At 39.4% G+C, this 14055-nt stretch carries 16 protein-coding genes, 1 tRNA gene and 1 pseudogene; 8 read left to right on the top strand and 10 right to left on the bottom strand.

Annotated features, from left to right (window positions below):
* Positions 1-108 precede the first annotated feature (108 nt).
* From VB711_RS22060 to VB711_RS22045, 4 genes are all read right to left on the bottom strand, one after another.
* Positions 109-258: a hypothetical protein gene (locus VB711_RS22060; RefSeq protein ID WP_323288458.1), complete on the bottom strand. Its 150-nt coding sequence runs from the start codon at positions 256-258 to the stop codon at positions 109-111.
* A 251-nt stretch (positions 259-509) separates the two neighbouring features.
* Positions 510-1277: a ChaB family protein gene (locus VB711_RS22055; RefSeq protein ID WP_323288457.1), complete on the bottom strand. Its 768-nt coding sequence runs from the start codon at positions 1275-1277 to the stop codon at positions 510-512.
* A 31-nt stretch (positions 1278-1308) separates the two neighbouring features.
* Complete coding sequence (locus tag VB711_RS22050) at positions 1309-1848, bottom strand: Dps family protein (protein ID WP_323288456.1); 540 nt, start codon at positions 1846-1848, stop codon at positions 1309-1311.
* 221 nt (positions 1849-2069) lie between these two features.
* Positions 2070-2429, bottom strand: a complete 360-nt coding sequence (locus VB711_RS22045; protein WP_323288455.1) for a hypothetical protein — start codon at positions 2427-2429, stop codon at positions 2070-2072.
* A 208-nt stretch (positions 2430-2637) separates the two neighbouring features.
* Between VB711_RS22045 and VB711_RS22040 the strand changes: the two genes are divergently transcribed.
* The 3 genes from VB711_RS22040 (at position 2638) to VB711_RS22030 (ending at position 5918) form a co-directional block, all read left to right on the top strand.
* Positions 2638-2973 carry a hypothetical protein gene (locus VB711_RS22040; RefSeq protein ID WP_323288454.1) on the top strand — a complete coding sequence of 112 codons (336 nt, stop codon included), beginning with the start codon at positions 2638-2640 and terminating at the stop codon, positions 2971-2973.
* 375 nt (positions 2974-3348) lie between these two features.
* Positions 3349-5361 carry a GAF domain-containing sensor histidine kinase gene (locus tag VB711_RS22035; protein ID WP_323288453.1) on the top strand — a complete coding sequence of 671 codons (2013 nt, stop codon included), beginning with the start codon at positions 3349-3351 and terminating at the stop codon, positions 5359-5361.
* Positions 5358-5918, top strand: coding sequence for an SRPBCC family protein (locus tag VB711_RS22030; RefSeq protein ID WP_323288451.1), 561 nt, complete (start codon positions 5358-5360; stop codon positions 5916-5918). Before VB711_RS22035 ends, VB711_RS22030 begins: the two co-directional genes overlap by 4 nt.
* Positions 5919-5997: 79 nt before the next feature.
* On the opposite strand, the gene VB711_RS22025 is transcribed toward VB711_RS22030, so the two are convergent.
* Positions 5998-6070, bottom strand: a tRNA-Glu gene (locus VB711_RS22025).
* Between the two features lie 194 nt (positions 6071-6264).
* On the bottom strand, positions 6265-7377 hold the full coding sequence (locus VB711_RS22020; RefSeq protein ID WP_323288449.1) for a sensor protein KdpD: 1113 nt from the start codon (positions 7375-7377) through the stop codon (positions 6265-6267).
* A gap of 127 nt (positions 7378-7504) precedes the next feature.
* Between VB711_RS22020 and VB711_RS22015 the strand changes: the two are divergent.
* From VB711_RS22015 to VB711_RS22005, 3 genes and pseudogenes are all read left to right on the top strand, one after another.
* A pseudogene (locus VB711_RS22015) lies at positions 7505-7793 on the top strand (DNA-binding response regulator); the annotation flags it as partial.
* A gap of 180 nt (positions 7794-7973) precedes the next feature.
* A complete protein-coding gene (locus tag VB711_RS22010) occupies positions 7974-9890 on the top strand; it encodes a cation:proton antiporter (RefSeq protein ID WP_323288448.1) in 1917 nt (638 codons plus the stop codon).
* 38 nt (positions 9891-9928) lie between these two features.
* The gene (locus tag VB711_RS22005) at positions 9929-10510 is read left to right on the top strand and encodes a Uma2 family endonuclease (protein ID WP_323288447.1); all 582 of its coding nucleotides are present in this window, start codon (positions 9929-9931) and stop codon (positions 10508-10510) included.
* An 85-nt stretch (positions 10511-10595) separates the two neighbouring features.
* Here VB711_RS22005 and VB711_RS22000 read toward each other — a convergent pair whose 3' ends face one another.
* Positions 10596-10943: a DUF86 domain-containing protein gene (locus VB711_RS22000; RefSeq protein ID WP_323288446.1), complete on the bottom strand. Its 348-nt coding sequence runs from the start codon at positions 10941-10943 to the stop codon at positions 10596-10598.
* A complete protein-coding gene (locus VB711_RS21995) occupies positions 10930-11256 on the bottom strand; it encodes a nucleotidyltransferase family protein (RefSeq protein WP_323288445.1) in 327 nt (108 codons plus the stop codon). The genes VB711_RS22000 and VB711_RS21995 overlap by 14 nt, the downstream gene beginning before the upstream one ends.
* Before the next feature lie 379 nt (positions 11257-11635).
* Here VB711_RS21995 and VB711_RS21990 point away from each other — a divergent pair, with 379 nt between their 5' ends.
* Positions 11636-11896, top strand: a complete 261-nt coding sequence (locus VB711_RS21990) for a hypothetical protein (protein WP_323288444.1) — start codon at positions 11636-11638, stop codon at positions 11894-11896.
* Positions 11897-11931: 35 nt separating this feature from the next.
* Here the strand turns inward: VB711_RS21990 and VB711_RS21985 are convergent, their stop codons facing one another.
* Positions 11932-12108 carry a nucleotidyltransferase domain-containing protein gene (locus VB711_RS21985; RefSeq protein ID WP_323288443.1) on the bottom strand — a complete coding sequence of 59 codons (177 nt, stop codon included), beginning with the start codon at positions 12106-12108 and terminating at the stop codon, positions 11932-11934.
* 369 nt (positions 12109-12477) lie between these two features.
* On the opposite strand from VB711_RS21985, the gene VB711_RS21980 reads away from it, so the two are divergent.
* Complete coding sequence (locus tag VB711_RS21980; RefSeq protein ID WP_323288442.1) at positions 12478-12960, top strand: molybdenum cofactor biosynthesis protein MoaE; 483 nt, start codon at positions 12478-12480, stop codon at positions 12958-12960.
* A gap of 290 nt (positions 12961-13250) precedes the next feature.
* Here VB711_RS21980 and VB711_RS21975 read toward each other — a convergent pair.
* A partial coding sequence (locus VB711_RS21975) for a calcium-binding protein (RefSeq protein WP_416233602.1) occupies positions 13251-14055 on the bottom strand: 805 nt, incomplete at its 5' end.

Genomic DNA, 14055 nt, shown 5'->3' with positions numbered 1-14055 from the left:
ATTTAAAATGAAAAACCAGAGAGGCTTAAATTCACAACGGACTTGCCAAGTGATTTGATGTAAATACCAAATTATTTAAAATCTCTGTTTATACTAACATTATAGAATTTATTCGCACATCGCCTGACTGGGTGAAAGATAAAATTGATGCAGTTCCCAACCGAGTTCTAATAACTCCATCCCCATTTTTGCTTGAGGGAACTCCGCAAAAAGGATAATCCAATTTGTGACAAATCCGGGGTATTGCAATACGCCCATGGCTTACGTCACACTATGGTATCACAAATAGGGAATATTTTTTTATTTACTCAGCCTGTTGTAACTTTGACTACTCACAATTATATCTTAAATCACCGAAAATATATACATGAAGAAAGTCACGAATAATAGGTTTACATCTATGACAAAAGTCACGATTTATTTTAATTATTTTTTTATGCCATTAAAAGGAGTTTCATCAAGCTTTCCAAAAAATAAGGGTGAATAGTTCACCCTTCCTGATCTTGAGATTAAACACCTACCTTGGTTTTTGACCAAACTCCATTTTCATCTTCATCAAATTTTTGGTAAACTGCATCCCATCCTAACTGTTCAGCAGTAAATTCATCACTGGTTTGATTAAGTACAGCATTATACTTTTCAATAAAGACACGCTGCGCTTCTGGTGAGAGATGAGCGCGAACTTCAGGAGACAAATCCTCTGGACTATTGCATGGACCAGGACAAGGACGATCTAGAGTTTGATCAATAGTTTGGATTTCCTCACCACCAGCACTTTCTAAAAGTAATCGAAATTCACCAGTGCGATCGCTCGGAACTTCCGTGAGTAATAAAAACTCCCCAGCTTGTAGACGGGTTTGATAAATAGCAGCTTTATCTGCTGGCATTCCCAAAGTAGTTAAAAAAGATACTAATCCAGCACCCGCACTACCAGCGATCGCTCCACTTGCAGCACCCAATAAGGCCGCACCAATTGGCCCTGCTGCAACAATTGGACCGACAAAAGGAATAAACAACACACCTACACCAGTTAGCAAACTTAGGAACGAACCAAACAAAGAACCAAAAACTGCTCCCGTTCTCAAACCCCCCAAAATTACATCTCTCTTACTAATAAAACCAGAAATTCGAGTTTCCGATTGGAAATTTCTACCCATCACAGAAATATGATCCTTGGGTACACCTCTATCTAGCAAACGACGAATTACATCATCAATTTGCTTTTGTTCTTTGAATACAGCCGAAATAGTCCGTTCCGCTTGATATACTTGAGGCACTTGTTTACTCCTTGTATTTTATTTAAATTAACTACACACCCACTGGAGTTTTAATTTCCTGTTGTGGTTTTTTCCGTTCTGGTTTTATTGCTTCTCCTTCAATAAATGAACGCAGCATCCAGGCCATTTCCTCATGTTCTTCCATCAATTCAGTGAGAAAATCAGCAGTTCCCTGATCATGAAACTCATCACTACAACGATCTACGTGTTCTCTTAAATTGCGAATAAGTTGCTCATGATCTTCCACCAATCTATCTACCATTCCCGTTGCATTCGGAATTTCACCACTATGTTCCTTCAACGTCGCAATACCCAGAAATCCCTCCATCGTCCCAATCGGATAACCTGCTAAAGTACGGATTCTCTCAGCTATTTCATCAATATTTTCTGTAATCTCTTCGTAGTGTTCATCCCATAGATCATGAAGAGATCGGAATTGAGGTCCCACTACATCCCAATGATATTTTTTTGTTTTCACTAACAGTACATAAGAATCTGCCAAATCTTGATTTAACAAATTCATTACACCTTGACGCTGTTCTTCCGTCAAACCAATATTAATTCTAGGCATTGTTCTACATCCCTAAGTTCACTTGCTTTAAGATCGCAAATACTCTCCACTGTCACCATCCCCCAATGTAAATATAAAAATTTTTCTTTTGGTTTAAATTTATTTCCTATTTTATGTTTAAAAAGAAATAGAGACGTTACATAGACATCTCCGGTAAAGACTGTAGAGAGGTTTTAGTTCACGCATATCTAATTTTTGGAGATGTCCATTGGATAAATCTTTTATTTATTACCTGTAACTTCCTTGAGGAAATTTTTTACTTCCTCTTCTACAGAAGTAGCATCTTGGGAATTTTCAGGAGTTTTCATTTTTTCAATGTCTGCGTCTCCCTGAACTGCATTGAGTCCTTTCTTTGTTCTCTGTTGAGACTCTTTTAGTGTTATAGGTGGTGATTTCGCAACTTCATCAGTTTTACGCTGAGTTTCTAATAATTGTGTAGTTCCTTCCTCTGGTTGACTTTGATAGCTACTGATAGCAAAAGCCGGAAAAGAACTAAATAGAAATAGTAAGGTACAGGTAAAAATCAGAAATAAAAACTGTAAGGGACGTAAACTAGATATGCCTAAAGTAATAAATTTCATTGTTGATTGAACCTCGTAAATATCCTTATATTTTATTTTTTTTGATTAGTTATTAAATCAACCTATAGACTGAAGTTATTTTTAAATTCAGTACGTGTGCTGATATTCTACAAAGGTCACGCAAATCCAAATTAGCCTAAACTCAAGTTATTTAAATATACTACACTTGTATTACTATGCCCCCTATGCCTAATTAGGAGAAAACATCATGGCTACAATTACTCGTACTCCAACAACAGAAATGGAAGTTACCAGTATTCGTCTAGAACGTGAACTTAAAGATAAACTTAAAGAAATAGCCGGTAATCAGGGATATCAAGCTCTAATTCGAGATATTCTTTGGAATTATGTTCAGCAAAAATCAGGTGAATGGAAGCCCAGATTTTCACAAGCTGATATTAGAGCTAGTATTGCAGCTACAGCACAGCAAGAAGAACGTTGTGTCCTTACAGGTCAATTAATTCAACGACAGCAACCCATGTTATTAGGACTAACGAGGAATGGTGATATGGTTCCTCTGAGTGTCGAGAGTTTCTCTGAATAATACTTATCCAAGGGGTAAAAATAATACCATTTTTTCAAAAATTATCTTTTCACCCCTTTACTTCTACTATATTCTAGTATTAACCCTGATGAGATTTATAGGAATTTTGTCGTAATTATAGAAGAATTACGGTTTATATACGGTTACATACAGGATATGCTAATTATAGCAGAAGTCAGGTGTCAGAATGAAAGCCCTGTTGTGAAACGAGTTTCATCAATGGCTTACGTCAAGCTGCGCTAACAAGAGATTAAGGGTTCAAATATCGAAACTACAAAGTTTCCAGAATCGGGTGATAACTATAGAAAATGCAGAAAAGGATGAAAAGTTAAATTTAGAAACAATTAGGCTAATTATTCAAAAGCGTGCCAGCCAATGAAAAAACGTTTGTTATCACCGCCACAGTACCTAAATGATATAGATAGATTAACGTCATACCCAATAAATTTGATGCAGCATCAGGCAGCAACGGGCCATACATTATCACAAAAAATTAACGAAATTATCACCAATTCCACAGTCACAACGGGAATGCTGCAAGCAATAGCTGAGTTGCTAGGGGTATCTTTTAAAGTGGATTGTTGCTGCTTGGTGACGGTAGTAAATGGCGTTGATTTTGGAGAAAATGTTGTAACTTGGTGTAATGAACAGTATCGACAGCTACCCAATTTAGATGAAATGTTACTGATGGAAGAGTTGTTGATGAACTTGCCAGTAGTCCAATGTGCATCAGAACCTTTAACTATTGAAGATATTTCTATAATTCAAAAAAGCCTGGTTGCTGCGTGTCATAATTTACCATTACCCCTCAAATCTGTATTAGCCATTCCTACTCGGTTTAGCGGCCATAGCAACGGTGTCATTAGTCTGATTAATTTTCAACCCTACCAGTGGCAGGAAGCAGAAAAAGAATTACTAAAAACAGTAGAATCATCTTGTGCGATCGCTTTTTCTCAGGTAGTACAAGCACAAACAATAGCTGCTAGTCAACAGTGTTTACAAAAAGCCAATCAACATCAAAGTTTAATTAAGCAATTGACTCTATTAAGTCGCACTAACTTAGAGTTAAATCAAATGCTCCAGTTAGTAGTTTCCTCAACTGCTGAATCTCTAGAAGCAGAACGGGGTTTACTGATCTTACTCAAATATACAAACCCATTATTTAGAAATCGGCTACAAAAACAAGTCCCCAAAGCCAAGGCTAACCTAATTGGAGAATGGCATCAGGGCGAATATTTTGCTTATACTGATAAATCTTTCTGGCTATCAGACTGTGAATTATCTCAGCGTATATTTACCGAGCCAGGCAACCCAGTAATTACGGATGAGACTACAAACCGAAATGAGAACTGGACAACAGCATCATGTTTTGACATTGAAAATTTCCCTTCTACACTGTTAATGCCATTAGAAAATCAAGGCAAAGTATTAGGATTTGTAGTTTTTCAACAAAAAGAAAATCGTCAATGGCAAAGTTCAGAACTAAATCTTGTGGAAATGGTCTGCGCTCAGTTGAGCAATGCTATTATTCAATCTCAGACCCTAAGACAGGTACAAACCTTAGTAGATGAGCGAACCGAGCAACTCAAGCGCAGTTTAGAAGTCCAGTCTAAACTGTATGAAAGAACTAGGCAGTATGTTGAGCAACTACAACAACTCAACGAATTAAAAGATGAATTTGTCAGCAACATCAGCGATCGCCTCCGTTATCCCCTCACCAATATGCGGATGTCAATCCGTAATCTCCGTTTACCAGGCATCACCGCAGATCGTCAATCTCGGTACTTGGATATTCTGGAAAACGAATGTACCAAAGAAATTAACTTAATTAACGACCTGCTCACACTCCAGAAACTAGAATCTCATCAAGAAGCACCGCAATACGAAACTATAGATTTAAATAGCAAAATTCAGGACTATCTAGGCTCTTTTGCCGAACAATTAATCAATAAAGGATTAAATATTGCCGTAGAATTACCAGATGATTCCTTAGAAATCCAAACGGAAACCGAGAGCTTTCACCGAATTTTACAAGAACTATTAACAAATGCCTGTAAATATTCGGAGTCTGAGACCACAATCACTGTACAAGTCAGCCACCGAGTTGAAGAACAGATTGATCAAGTTATGATTAAAGTGACTAATACAGGGTATGGTATTTCCCAAGAAGAAGCGGCTTATATCTTCGACAAATTTCGTCGAGGAAAAGGACGCTGGACACCTGGAACTGGTTTAGGGCTTGCTTTAATCAAGTCTTTAGTGCAGCATTTGAATGGAGCGATCGCTCTTGAGAGTATCCCCATCCCAGATTCTGAACTAAGTGAAATCTCCTTTATTCTGACTCTACCCCAGTTTTCCACCCAAAATAACCCATATTCCCCACAGTGACTACAGAAATAAACACAATCAGAAGCGATTTCCCTGCTTCCAGTGAAGACAACAACCAAAACGGGAATTTAGACACCGCTCAGGTAGAAATCCAAATAGAGAAACTAGCAGAGCGACAAAGACAAATTAGTGCCACCATTAAAATTCCCCACCCTCCCGAAACAATCTGGAAGATTCTCACCAATTATGAAGCCTTAGTTGATTTCATCCCCAACCTGGCCAAAAGCACTCTTCTAGAGCATCCCAATGGAGGTATTAGACTAGAACAAGTGGGAACACAGCGTTTACTCAACATCAACTTTTGCGCTCGTGTAGTTCTAGATTTGGAAGAATTATTTCCCAAATTGATTAACTTCCGCATGGTGGAAGGAGACTTTAAAGGTTTCTCTGGTAGCTGGTGCTTAGAACCCTATTCCCAAGGAACAATCCTTTGCTACACAATCCAAGTTTGGCCTAAGCTGACCATGCCAGTTTCAATCATTGAAAACCGTCTCACCAAAGACCTACAATTAAACCTCATAGCAATTTGTCAACGAGCAGGAGAATTTGCTCTTTAACCTCGAATATAGTCGAAAATACCTGTAGAGATGTTCCATGGAACGTCTCTACAAAAATGGCTTTAATTTGGTTTTTTAGTACCCCCAGGGGAATTCGAATCCCCGTTACCTCCGTGAAAGGGAGGTGTCCTAGGCCTCTAGACGATGGGGGCATCTGAAGCGCACTTTATATAAGATAACTGATATCTCTGGAGATGTCAACAGGCTTTAGAAAAAAATTTTGGTAGGAGAATATGGAGTAATTGAACCGCAAAGAAGCGAAGAACGCGAAGAAAGAAAGAAAGAAAGGCAAAAAATCCCTCAAACTCTTATTCCTCTGTGTCCTCTGCGCCTCTGTGGTTCGTAATTATTTTTCAGTGGCGATAATGTGTAAATCTATATTTTGTTCTCTAATTAATTCCATTAATCTTTGTGTAAATGCTCCTTGGAATAGCCTTTTCCATCGGGGTTGTCGGCTTTCACCAATCACTATTTGAGTAATGTGATTTTTAATCGCCACCTCAGCAATTTCTTCAGCGACATTGTGGCTTTTGACGTGTAAAAAAGTGCCACCAAACTCCCGACATAACTTTTCACAGGTTTCGATATGCAAACTTTCTTCTTTCGAGTGGAAGCGGTCAGGGTCAGCTACAAACACAGCATAAAACCGGGCATTCATATAATTGGCAAGACGAGCGCCCCGACGGAGCAATTGGACAGAATTAGGATAGGTGGAGACACAGACTAAAACGGCTTCATGGATAGTGCAATTTTCACCGTTAAGAGGATAAGTGTTTGCCTCCTCCTCTACGGTGTCTGCTACTTCTCTCAATGCCAGTTCCCGCAAAGCAATGAGGTTTCGACGCTGAAAGAAGTTTTTGAGGGATTGTTCGATTTTTTCAGGAGCATAAATTTTGCCTTCCTGTAGACGTTCCTCTAAAGTTTCTGGGGTAACGTCAATGAGAACAACAGCGTCAGCTTCCTCTAGAAGCCGGTCGGGAATACGCTCCCTGACCACAACACCGACAATTCTAGCTACCAGATCCTTCAAACTTTCCAAATGCTGAATATTGACAGTGGAATAGACATCTATGCCGGCTGCTAAAATTAGTTCTACATCTTGATATCGCTTTTCTCTGGGTGAGCCAGGAACATTGGTATGGGCAAGTTCATCAACTAAGACTAACTGGGGCGATCGCTTGATAATTTCCTCCACATCCATTTCTAGTAAAGTTATATTTTGATGGTTGTAGGCTTTTGTGTTAATCACCTCCAGTCCTTTCGCTTTTACAGCAGTCTCTTTGCGTCCATGGGTTTCCAAGATGCCAATAACCACATCAATGCCTTCTTGCTTCAGGAGTTGTGCCTCTTCTAGCATTTTGTAAGTTTTGCCAACACCGGGAGCCATGCCAATAAAAATCTTATGCTTGCCACGTTTAGCAGGACGGATGTAGGAACTGTCTGGAGAGGGATAAAACATTATTTTAAGGTGTCTAATGCGATATTTAGCTTCAAGACATGATTTAGGGGCAGCTTTACAAAAAGGCAGGAGTTAGGAGGCAGAAGGGGCAGAGTAACTTTGGTGTGTCCTTGTCGTGCTTCATGTAATTAAACAACAAAATCCCCATTTGCCAGTTTTAATTTTAACTTCCCATTCTCAAAAATCCCTGATTGCGCGGTTGATTGAAGTCGGGACTCAAGGCTATTGTTTAATTAGTTTTAGCGCTGCGTTCAATCGCTGTGGGGGCTTATTAGTGGGATCAAACCGCAACCAAAGAAATTGCCCTTGCACTTTATGTTACACTTGCAACGATTTTGCATAAACTAAAAGTGAGCGATCGCACTCAAGCCGTCGTTGTAGCTTTACAAAAACGCTTCATTAAAGCACAGGACTAGAAATTATACCATACTTCTCCTCAGAATTCAACCAATCAGTTAAAAAGGGAGTATTCTCAGAAACAAAGTATGAAGAAACTGCCGATTTCATTAAGAAAAGGTGTAATGTTGTACTCTATAGGGTTAATATTTATAATTCTTTACAGAAGATTTTGAAATAAATCGCTCAAAATCTACAACATGGAAGCATCTTTTGAAATCACCTTACAAATTGTAGTCACCGTCCTGGCCGGCATTAGCTCCCAGGTAATAGCTACATACCTCAAACTACCCAGTATCGTCTTATTGCTCCTGATAGGCATCCTCTTAGGTGGCGACGGCATTGGGCTACTACACCCACATTCCCTGGGATCGGGACTAGAAGTGATTGTCTCCCTAGCCACGGCAATCATTTTGTTTGAAGGGGGACTCAAATTGGATTTACAAGAATTGAGTCGAGTTTCCCTCAGCCTACAATTGCTCGTCACCCTGGGAACATTAATTACCCTAGTGGGCGGTAGTATGGCGGCTCACTGGCTGGGTGAATTTCCCTGGAATATTGCCTTTCTCTACGCTTCCATAGTGGTAGTTACAGGACCAACAGTAATTGGACCCCTGCTCAAACAAATTAATGTAGATCGGCAAGTAGCAACCCTGCTAGAAGGCGAAGGGGTATTAATCGACCCCGTAGGCGCAATCTTGGCTTTCGTTGTCCTAGACACGATTTTAAACGGGGATACAGACCCATTCAAAGCCATCATGGGTTTAGTCATGCGTTTAGGCGTAGGAGCATCAATTGGTGGCTTGGGCGGTTACTTGATGAGTTGGATTTTTAAACGTGCCAACGCCCTATCCTTTGAATTAAAAAATCTGGTTGTCCTGGCCATGCTGTGGGGTTTATTTACCTTAGCCCAAATGATTCGCACAGAATCAGGGGTGATGACTACAGTTATTGCTGGGGTAGTATTTGCCAACTCTTCGGTCCCAGAAGAAAGATTGTTGCGTAGCTTTAAAAATCAGCTAACCATTCTCAGCGTTTCTGTCTTATTCATCTTACTAGCGGCTGACCTATCCATTGCCAGTGTATTAGCCTTGGGTTGGGGCAGTTTATTCACTGTGTTGGTATTGATGTTTGTAGTTCGTCCAATTAACATCCTGTTGTGTACCTGGAATAGTAATCTAAATTGGCGACAGAAATTATTTTTAAGCTGGGTTGCCCCTAGAGGAATTGTATCTGCATCTGTTGCTTCTTTATTTGCAATTTTGCTCACCCAAAGGGGTGTAAATGGTGGAGACTCGATTAAAGCTCTGGTATTCTTGACAATTATCATGACGGTTTTTTGTCAAGGGTTAACGGCTGGCTGGATTGTCAAATGGTTGCGAATCACGTCTAAAGATGCAACAGGGGCGCTGATTGTTGGTTGTAATCCCTTGAGTTTGTTAATTGCCAGGTTTTTTCAAGAACGGGGAGAAGAAGTCGTGATCATTGACACTGATCCCCAATGCTTTCCCCAAGCTGAAGCCCAAAATCTGCGAGTAATTGCCAGCAGTGCCTTAGATACGGAAGTTTTAGAAGAAGCGGGAATTGCTTCCATGGGAACTTTTGTGGCTATGACTAATAATGGTGAAGTGAATTTTGTTTTAGCGCAACGAGCAGCCGAAGAATTTAGTCCACCCCGTGTTTTGGCAGTATTCCCCCGTGATCCTCAAGCGGCTAATTCCGCTAATAGTAAAGTTAATCAGGCTTTTGTTTCTGACTTACCGATTAAAACTTGGAATGAGTATTTGAATGATGGACGGGTGAAATTGGGAACAACTACCTTGAATGAGGCAGAATTTGCCAGTCAACAAGAACATATCCAAGACAAGATTCGGGCTGGTGAGTTAGTACCGCTATTGATAGAACGGGATGAACGCCTACAGATTATGATAGCAAATCAAACATGGGAAATAGGCGATCGCATTATTTATCTACTATATGATTCCCGGCCTAATTTGTTAAAACGTCTATCTGGTGCGAGTCAATCTACACCCCTATCTTTAGAAAAGTTATCGGAAGTAGAAGAAGTCCCCTTGGCTAAATTTGCCCAGCTTTCCGCAACAGAGGCTGCTAAATAGTTAAAATAGTTGAAAATTCTGTATGATGAGGCTCAACGATGGAAACCCAAGTAGCACCTTTAGCTCTGCGGTTGTTGACTGTAGCAGAATATCACCAAATGGAAGCGGCAGGGATTTTTCACCCAGAAGAAAGGGTGGAATTAATTGCTGGACAAATTATCAAGATGATTGCTAAAGGAATTGCCCATACTTGGACAGTTAGACGAACTGCAAAAATTTTCAGTCAGTTGTTAGTAAGTCAAGCTGAAATCATCACTCAAGATCCTGTTGAATTAGACGATTTTTCTGAACCTGAGCCAGATGTTGCTATAGTTAAAATTCACCCTCTTGACTATGCAGATCATCATCCTACTGCTGAGGAAATTTATTTGATTATTGAAGTAGCGAATAGTAGTTTGAAATATGATTGTGAAATCAAGGGTAAAATTTACGCCCAAGCGGGAATTAATGATTATTGGGTGTTAGATGTTAATCAACGAAAACTTCACGTATTTCGACAACCAACTCAAGAAGGTTATCAAAGTGAGGTGATTATTGCTGAAGATGGGATTGTTTCACCCTTGTTTTTTGCTGATTTAGCTATTTCCCTCACCGAAATCTTACCACCATTGCAGGCGTGATAAATCAATACCGATGCCAAAATCCTAATACCCTTAAATCTTAAACTTTATTGATTAATAGTTCGCTAATTTGCTATTTTAGCAATTAAGTTTCTTTCCTGGGTAAAAGTGGTTCAATCAACTTTATTAGCTCAGGAATATCCTTGTCAGATGTTTTCCAAACCTCATCTAAGTTCGTATCGTTATATTCATGGATTAAATTATCCCTCATACCTGCCATGAGAGACCACGGAATTTCCAGGTTTTGAACTCGAAATTCCTGAGAAATTCTTTTGGTTGCTTCACCGATGATCAGGAGTTGATACAAAATAGATGACTGAGTTTTGTCATCATCCATAAACTCATCTCTACTTAAACCTTGCTTATATTTTATGATTTTATAAGCGGCTTGAGCGATATCTATTAGCGATGCAGAATCTTTATTGGTTGACATAAATTATTCGTGCCGTATTTAAAATTTCCCTTTTGCGTAACCAGTTTTGACTATTTTCTATTGATTTTTTATTTACTAAATCAATTTTCCTATTCAGAATTATTGCTAACTCTTGCTGCATTTTGACGCGATCAAATAGACTCCAATCACTTTTATCAGAAAATTTAGCTAGACAGTCAATGTCACTATCGTGGTGAAAATCATCACGAAGTACAGAACCAAAAATGGCAAATTCGATAATCTGCCAACGTTGACAAAATTCTCGAATCTGTGGCATCGGTAAGTCAATGTTCTTGACTAGATGTGTAGTCACTTTATCGCTCCTTTCTTAATGTAATGTCCGCCCAAAGTATCAATAAAAATAGACTTATATTTCATTATGATTACCTGAATTATATAATTTTTCATTTACCTTTATCATATTTTTCTTATTTCCTCAAATAGTTTGGGCTGGTGGTGATGATGTTAATCCTACAGATACTAATACTATAACCGTCGATAATTCTACTTCGGTAAATAACTCTGAGATTTCACCTACATCATCAACTTATGTTCCTCAACAAACAGGAATTGTACAATTTAATAATTCTAGTGCCAGCACTCTTACTTATCCTAATTGCGGTGGAGTCTGTGCTTTTGGTATTATCAGACTAACTCCGAATGGTAATGGCAACTTGAACCCAGAAGCGGTTATGGGTGTAGTAGTACAATTTGATTCACCAGAAAAAACCTATGCTCAAGCACAAAGAGATTTGGCTAAAGCTCAGAGCGATCGCATTACTCAAGAAAGTGAAGTATCCGTATTAAGTAAAATTGCAGATGCTGTTGAAAATTGTCAAGATTCTCGTGCTAATCTTCTTGCCATTTCGGCTGCTAAGGGTTTGGGTATAACTCCTGAACAGTTATTATCTCATGCCTATAAACAACCTCGTAAATGTAATTCGGGTTTGTAATAGCTCTAAATTCTAAAAGACACGTTTTGCCTCCGTCAGGACACAATATCACTACTGGCTGTAGCTTCATTTCGTGCTACTGAACCAAATAAAAACAGTGATGCAACATGAAAATCCCGAATCTCTTCACGCTGATGACGCAAGATGACCATGACTTCTTCACACTGCAAAATTGATGAACTAAAAACGGGCAATTCGCCTGAAAGTCTCACAATTTGAATAAAGTTGCTAATTTCTTGATTGAAGCTAATTTTTTGATTGAATTATACCACCTTTTATTTCAGGTCAAAGGGAATCCCAAGGGAAATAGGGGGGATACGTGGGTGTACGTCCGCCAACTGTTGCAAGATATAAATATTACCACAGATTAATCTAGCAGCAGATAATCTTGACAAGAGCGAACTAACAAATCAGCGCGATGCTTGCGGCGTACCTCTCTGAGGAAGCAAGCTACGCGGTAGCGTCTCGTAGAGAGCGTAGCGATCGCTATCATCACAAGTCTACAATAAAATAAATATTCAACTCAAACACTTCACCCAATCTACTAAAATCTCTGGTGAACCATAGCAAATTTCTTGTTCATGAAAACTAAACTGAATTTTCTCGTCAAACCAAAACCGGAAGATACCTTTGGTATTACTCTTGCACCATTATCTCTTGAAGAAACTTACGTTAAGGCTGATGATCCTGCTAATGGTGCGGTAGTGGTGATGAGTGGAATGGTTCGTAATCAAACTGATGGTAAACCAGTGCATTCTCTAGAATATCAAGCTTATGAACCAATGGCATTACAAGTATTTTATCAAATTGCGGCTGATATTCGTTACCAATGGACTGATGTTAACCGGGTAGTCATATATCATCGTATTGGCAGGTTACAAGTTGGGGAAATCAGCGTTTTAGTTGCTGTTGGTTCTCCCCATCGTAGTGAAGCATTTGCAGCTTGTTGTTATGCAATTGACACTCTTAAACATAATGCCCCTATTTGGAAAAAAGAATGGTTTGGAGAGCCTGGTGGTAAATTATTTAGTAGTTGGGTCAGCATTGGAGCGTGCGACAGGTGACGGTTAAAGATTACAAAAGACCTAGATTTGTAGGGGTTGAGCGCTGCTCATACGTGTCAACTTAACATGAAATTCTTGTAATGACGTTAGATCAAACTTATTCAGTTCCCCAACAATCAAGAAGAACCCCGCCCCCGCTTTTGCTAAAGCAAAATCTCCCCTCCCCTCTTGAGGGGATTAAGGGGTGGGGTAAAACGGCTGTGGGACAACGATTAGAGCCTAAGTTGACACCAATGAGCGCTGCTAAACCCCTACTATAGAATCAAACTATTAAGCCATTTTGAGTATAATTACACTATACTTGCGGCAAAAGTGAAGTCATTAGCTGTTAGGCTAGTTGATGTGATTCCTAGCAATGAGGCTAGTTCAGTATCTCCTAGTTTGATCAAAGTGCTATCACCTTGTTGGATGAGAGTTAGATTACTAAATTGCGTTACAGTAGAAATACCACCAATTCCAATTATGTCAATTCCCGAAGTAAAGTCGGTAACAATATTTGAGCTAGTTGGCAAACTGGCTTGAGCAATCCAGAATTGATCACTACCACTACCACCACTAAGGCGATTACCTCCTCCTTGACCAGCATATAGTATATCGTCCCCATCACCACCAACTAGGAAGTCATTGATGTTGGAGTATAGGATGTCATCTCCAGAACCACCGTAGAGTCGATTATTGCTACCTTGACTGATGAGAATATCGTTATCTGAACCACCGAATAAGAATTGGCCAGAACCTTCTAATACCACGAGTTTGTCCATACCTGCGGCTCCAAACAGATTATTGCTACCATCAGCTTGAACTACGGTAATTTCATCATTCCCTGCACCACCATCAGCACTGGTATTTTGAGCTAATCCATTTTGACCAATCAGGATTTTATCATTACCATCATTCCCAAATACGGAGGAATTACTACCTACAAATACTTGATCATCATCATCTCCGGCAAAGATTTGGTTATCTTCTTTAGTTTCTATGATGTCTGCTCCGTTACCCGCAAAGTATAATTTTCCTGGAAGCAAGGTGACGTTATCGCTATTGGTAGAACCAAAGCTGGGAATATTATTGCTGAGTGCGTTAACGCTAATATTC

It is taken from the genome of Cronbergia sp. UHCC 0137 (assembly GCF_034932285.1).
In the GTDB taxonomy this organism is placed as follows: Bacteria; Cyanobacteriota; Cyanobacteriia; order Cyanobacteriales; family Nostocaceae; genus Cronbergia.
Note: the sequence above shows the minus strand (reverse complement) of the source record. Positions and strands in the feature narration are given on the sequence as shown.

Bases quoted from the DNA above. Each gene is read 5' to 3' on its own strand.
- VB711_RS22035 (WP_323288453.1), top strand. From the start codon at position 3,349: ATGAAAAAACGTTTGTTATCACCGCCACAGTACCTAAATGATATAGAT.
- VB711_RS22050 (WP_323288456.1), bottom strand. From the start codon at position 1,848: ATGCCTAGAATTAATATTGGTTTGACGGAAGAACAGCGTCAAGGTGTA.
- VB711_RS22040 (WP_323288454.1), top strand. From the start codon at position 2,638: ATGGCTACAATTACTCGTACTCCAACAACAGAAATGGAAGTTACCAGT.
- VB711_RS22005 (WP_323288447.1), top strand. From the start codon at position 9,929: ATGGAAACCCAAGTAGCACCTTTAGCTCTGCGGTTGTTGACTGTAGCA.
- VB711_RS22060 (WP_323288458.1), bottom strand. From the start codon at position 258: ATGGGCGTATTGCAATACCCCGGATTTGTCACAAATTGGATTATCCTT.
- VB711_RS22000 (WP_323288446.1), bottom strand. From the start codon at position 10,943: ATGTCAACCAATAAAGATTCTGCATCGCTAATAGATATCGCTCAAGCC.
- VB711_RS22020 (WP_323288449.1), bottom strand. From the start codon at position 7,377: ATGTTTTATCCCTCTCCAGACAGTTCCTACATCCGTCCTGCTAAACGT.
- VB711_RS21990 (WP_323288444.1), top strand. From the start codon at position 11,636: ATGGGTGTAGTAGTACAATTTGATTCACCAGAAAAAACCTATGCTCAA.
- VB711_RS22045 (WP_323288455.1), bottom strand. From the start codon at position 2,429: ATGAAATTTATTACTTTAGGCATATCTAGTTTACGTCCCTTACAGTTT.
- VB711_RS21980 (WP_323288442.1), top strand. From the start codon at position 12,478: ATGAAAACTAAACTGAATTTTCTCGTCAAACCAAAACCGGAAGATACC.
- VB711_RS22010 (WP_323288448.1), top strand. From the start codon at position 7,974: ATGGAAGCATCTTTTGAAATCACCTTACAAATTGTAGTCACCGTCCTG.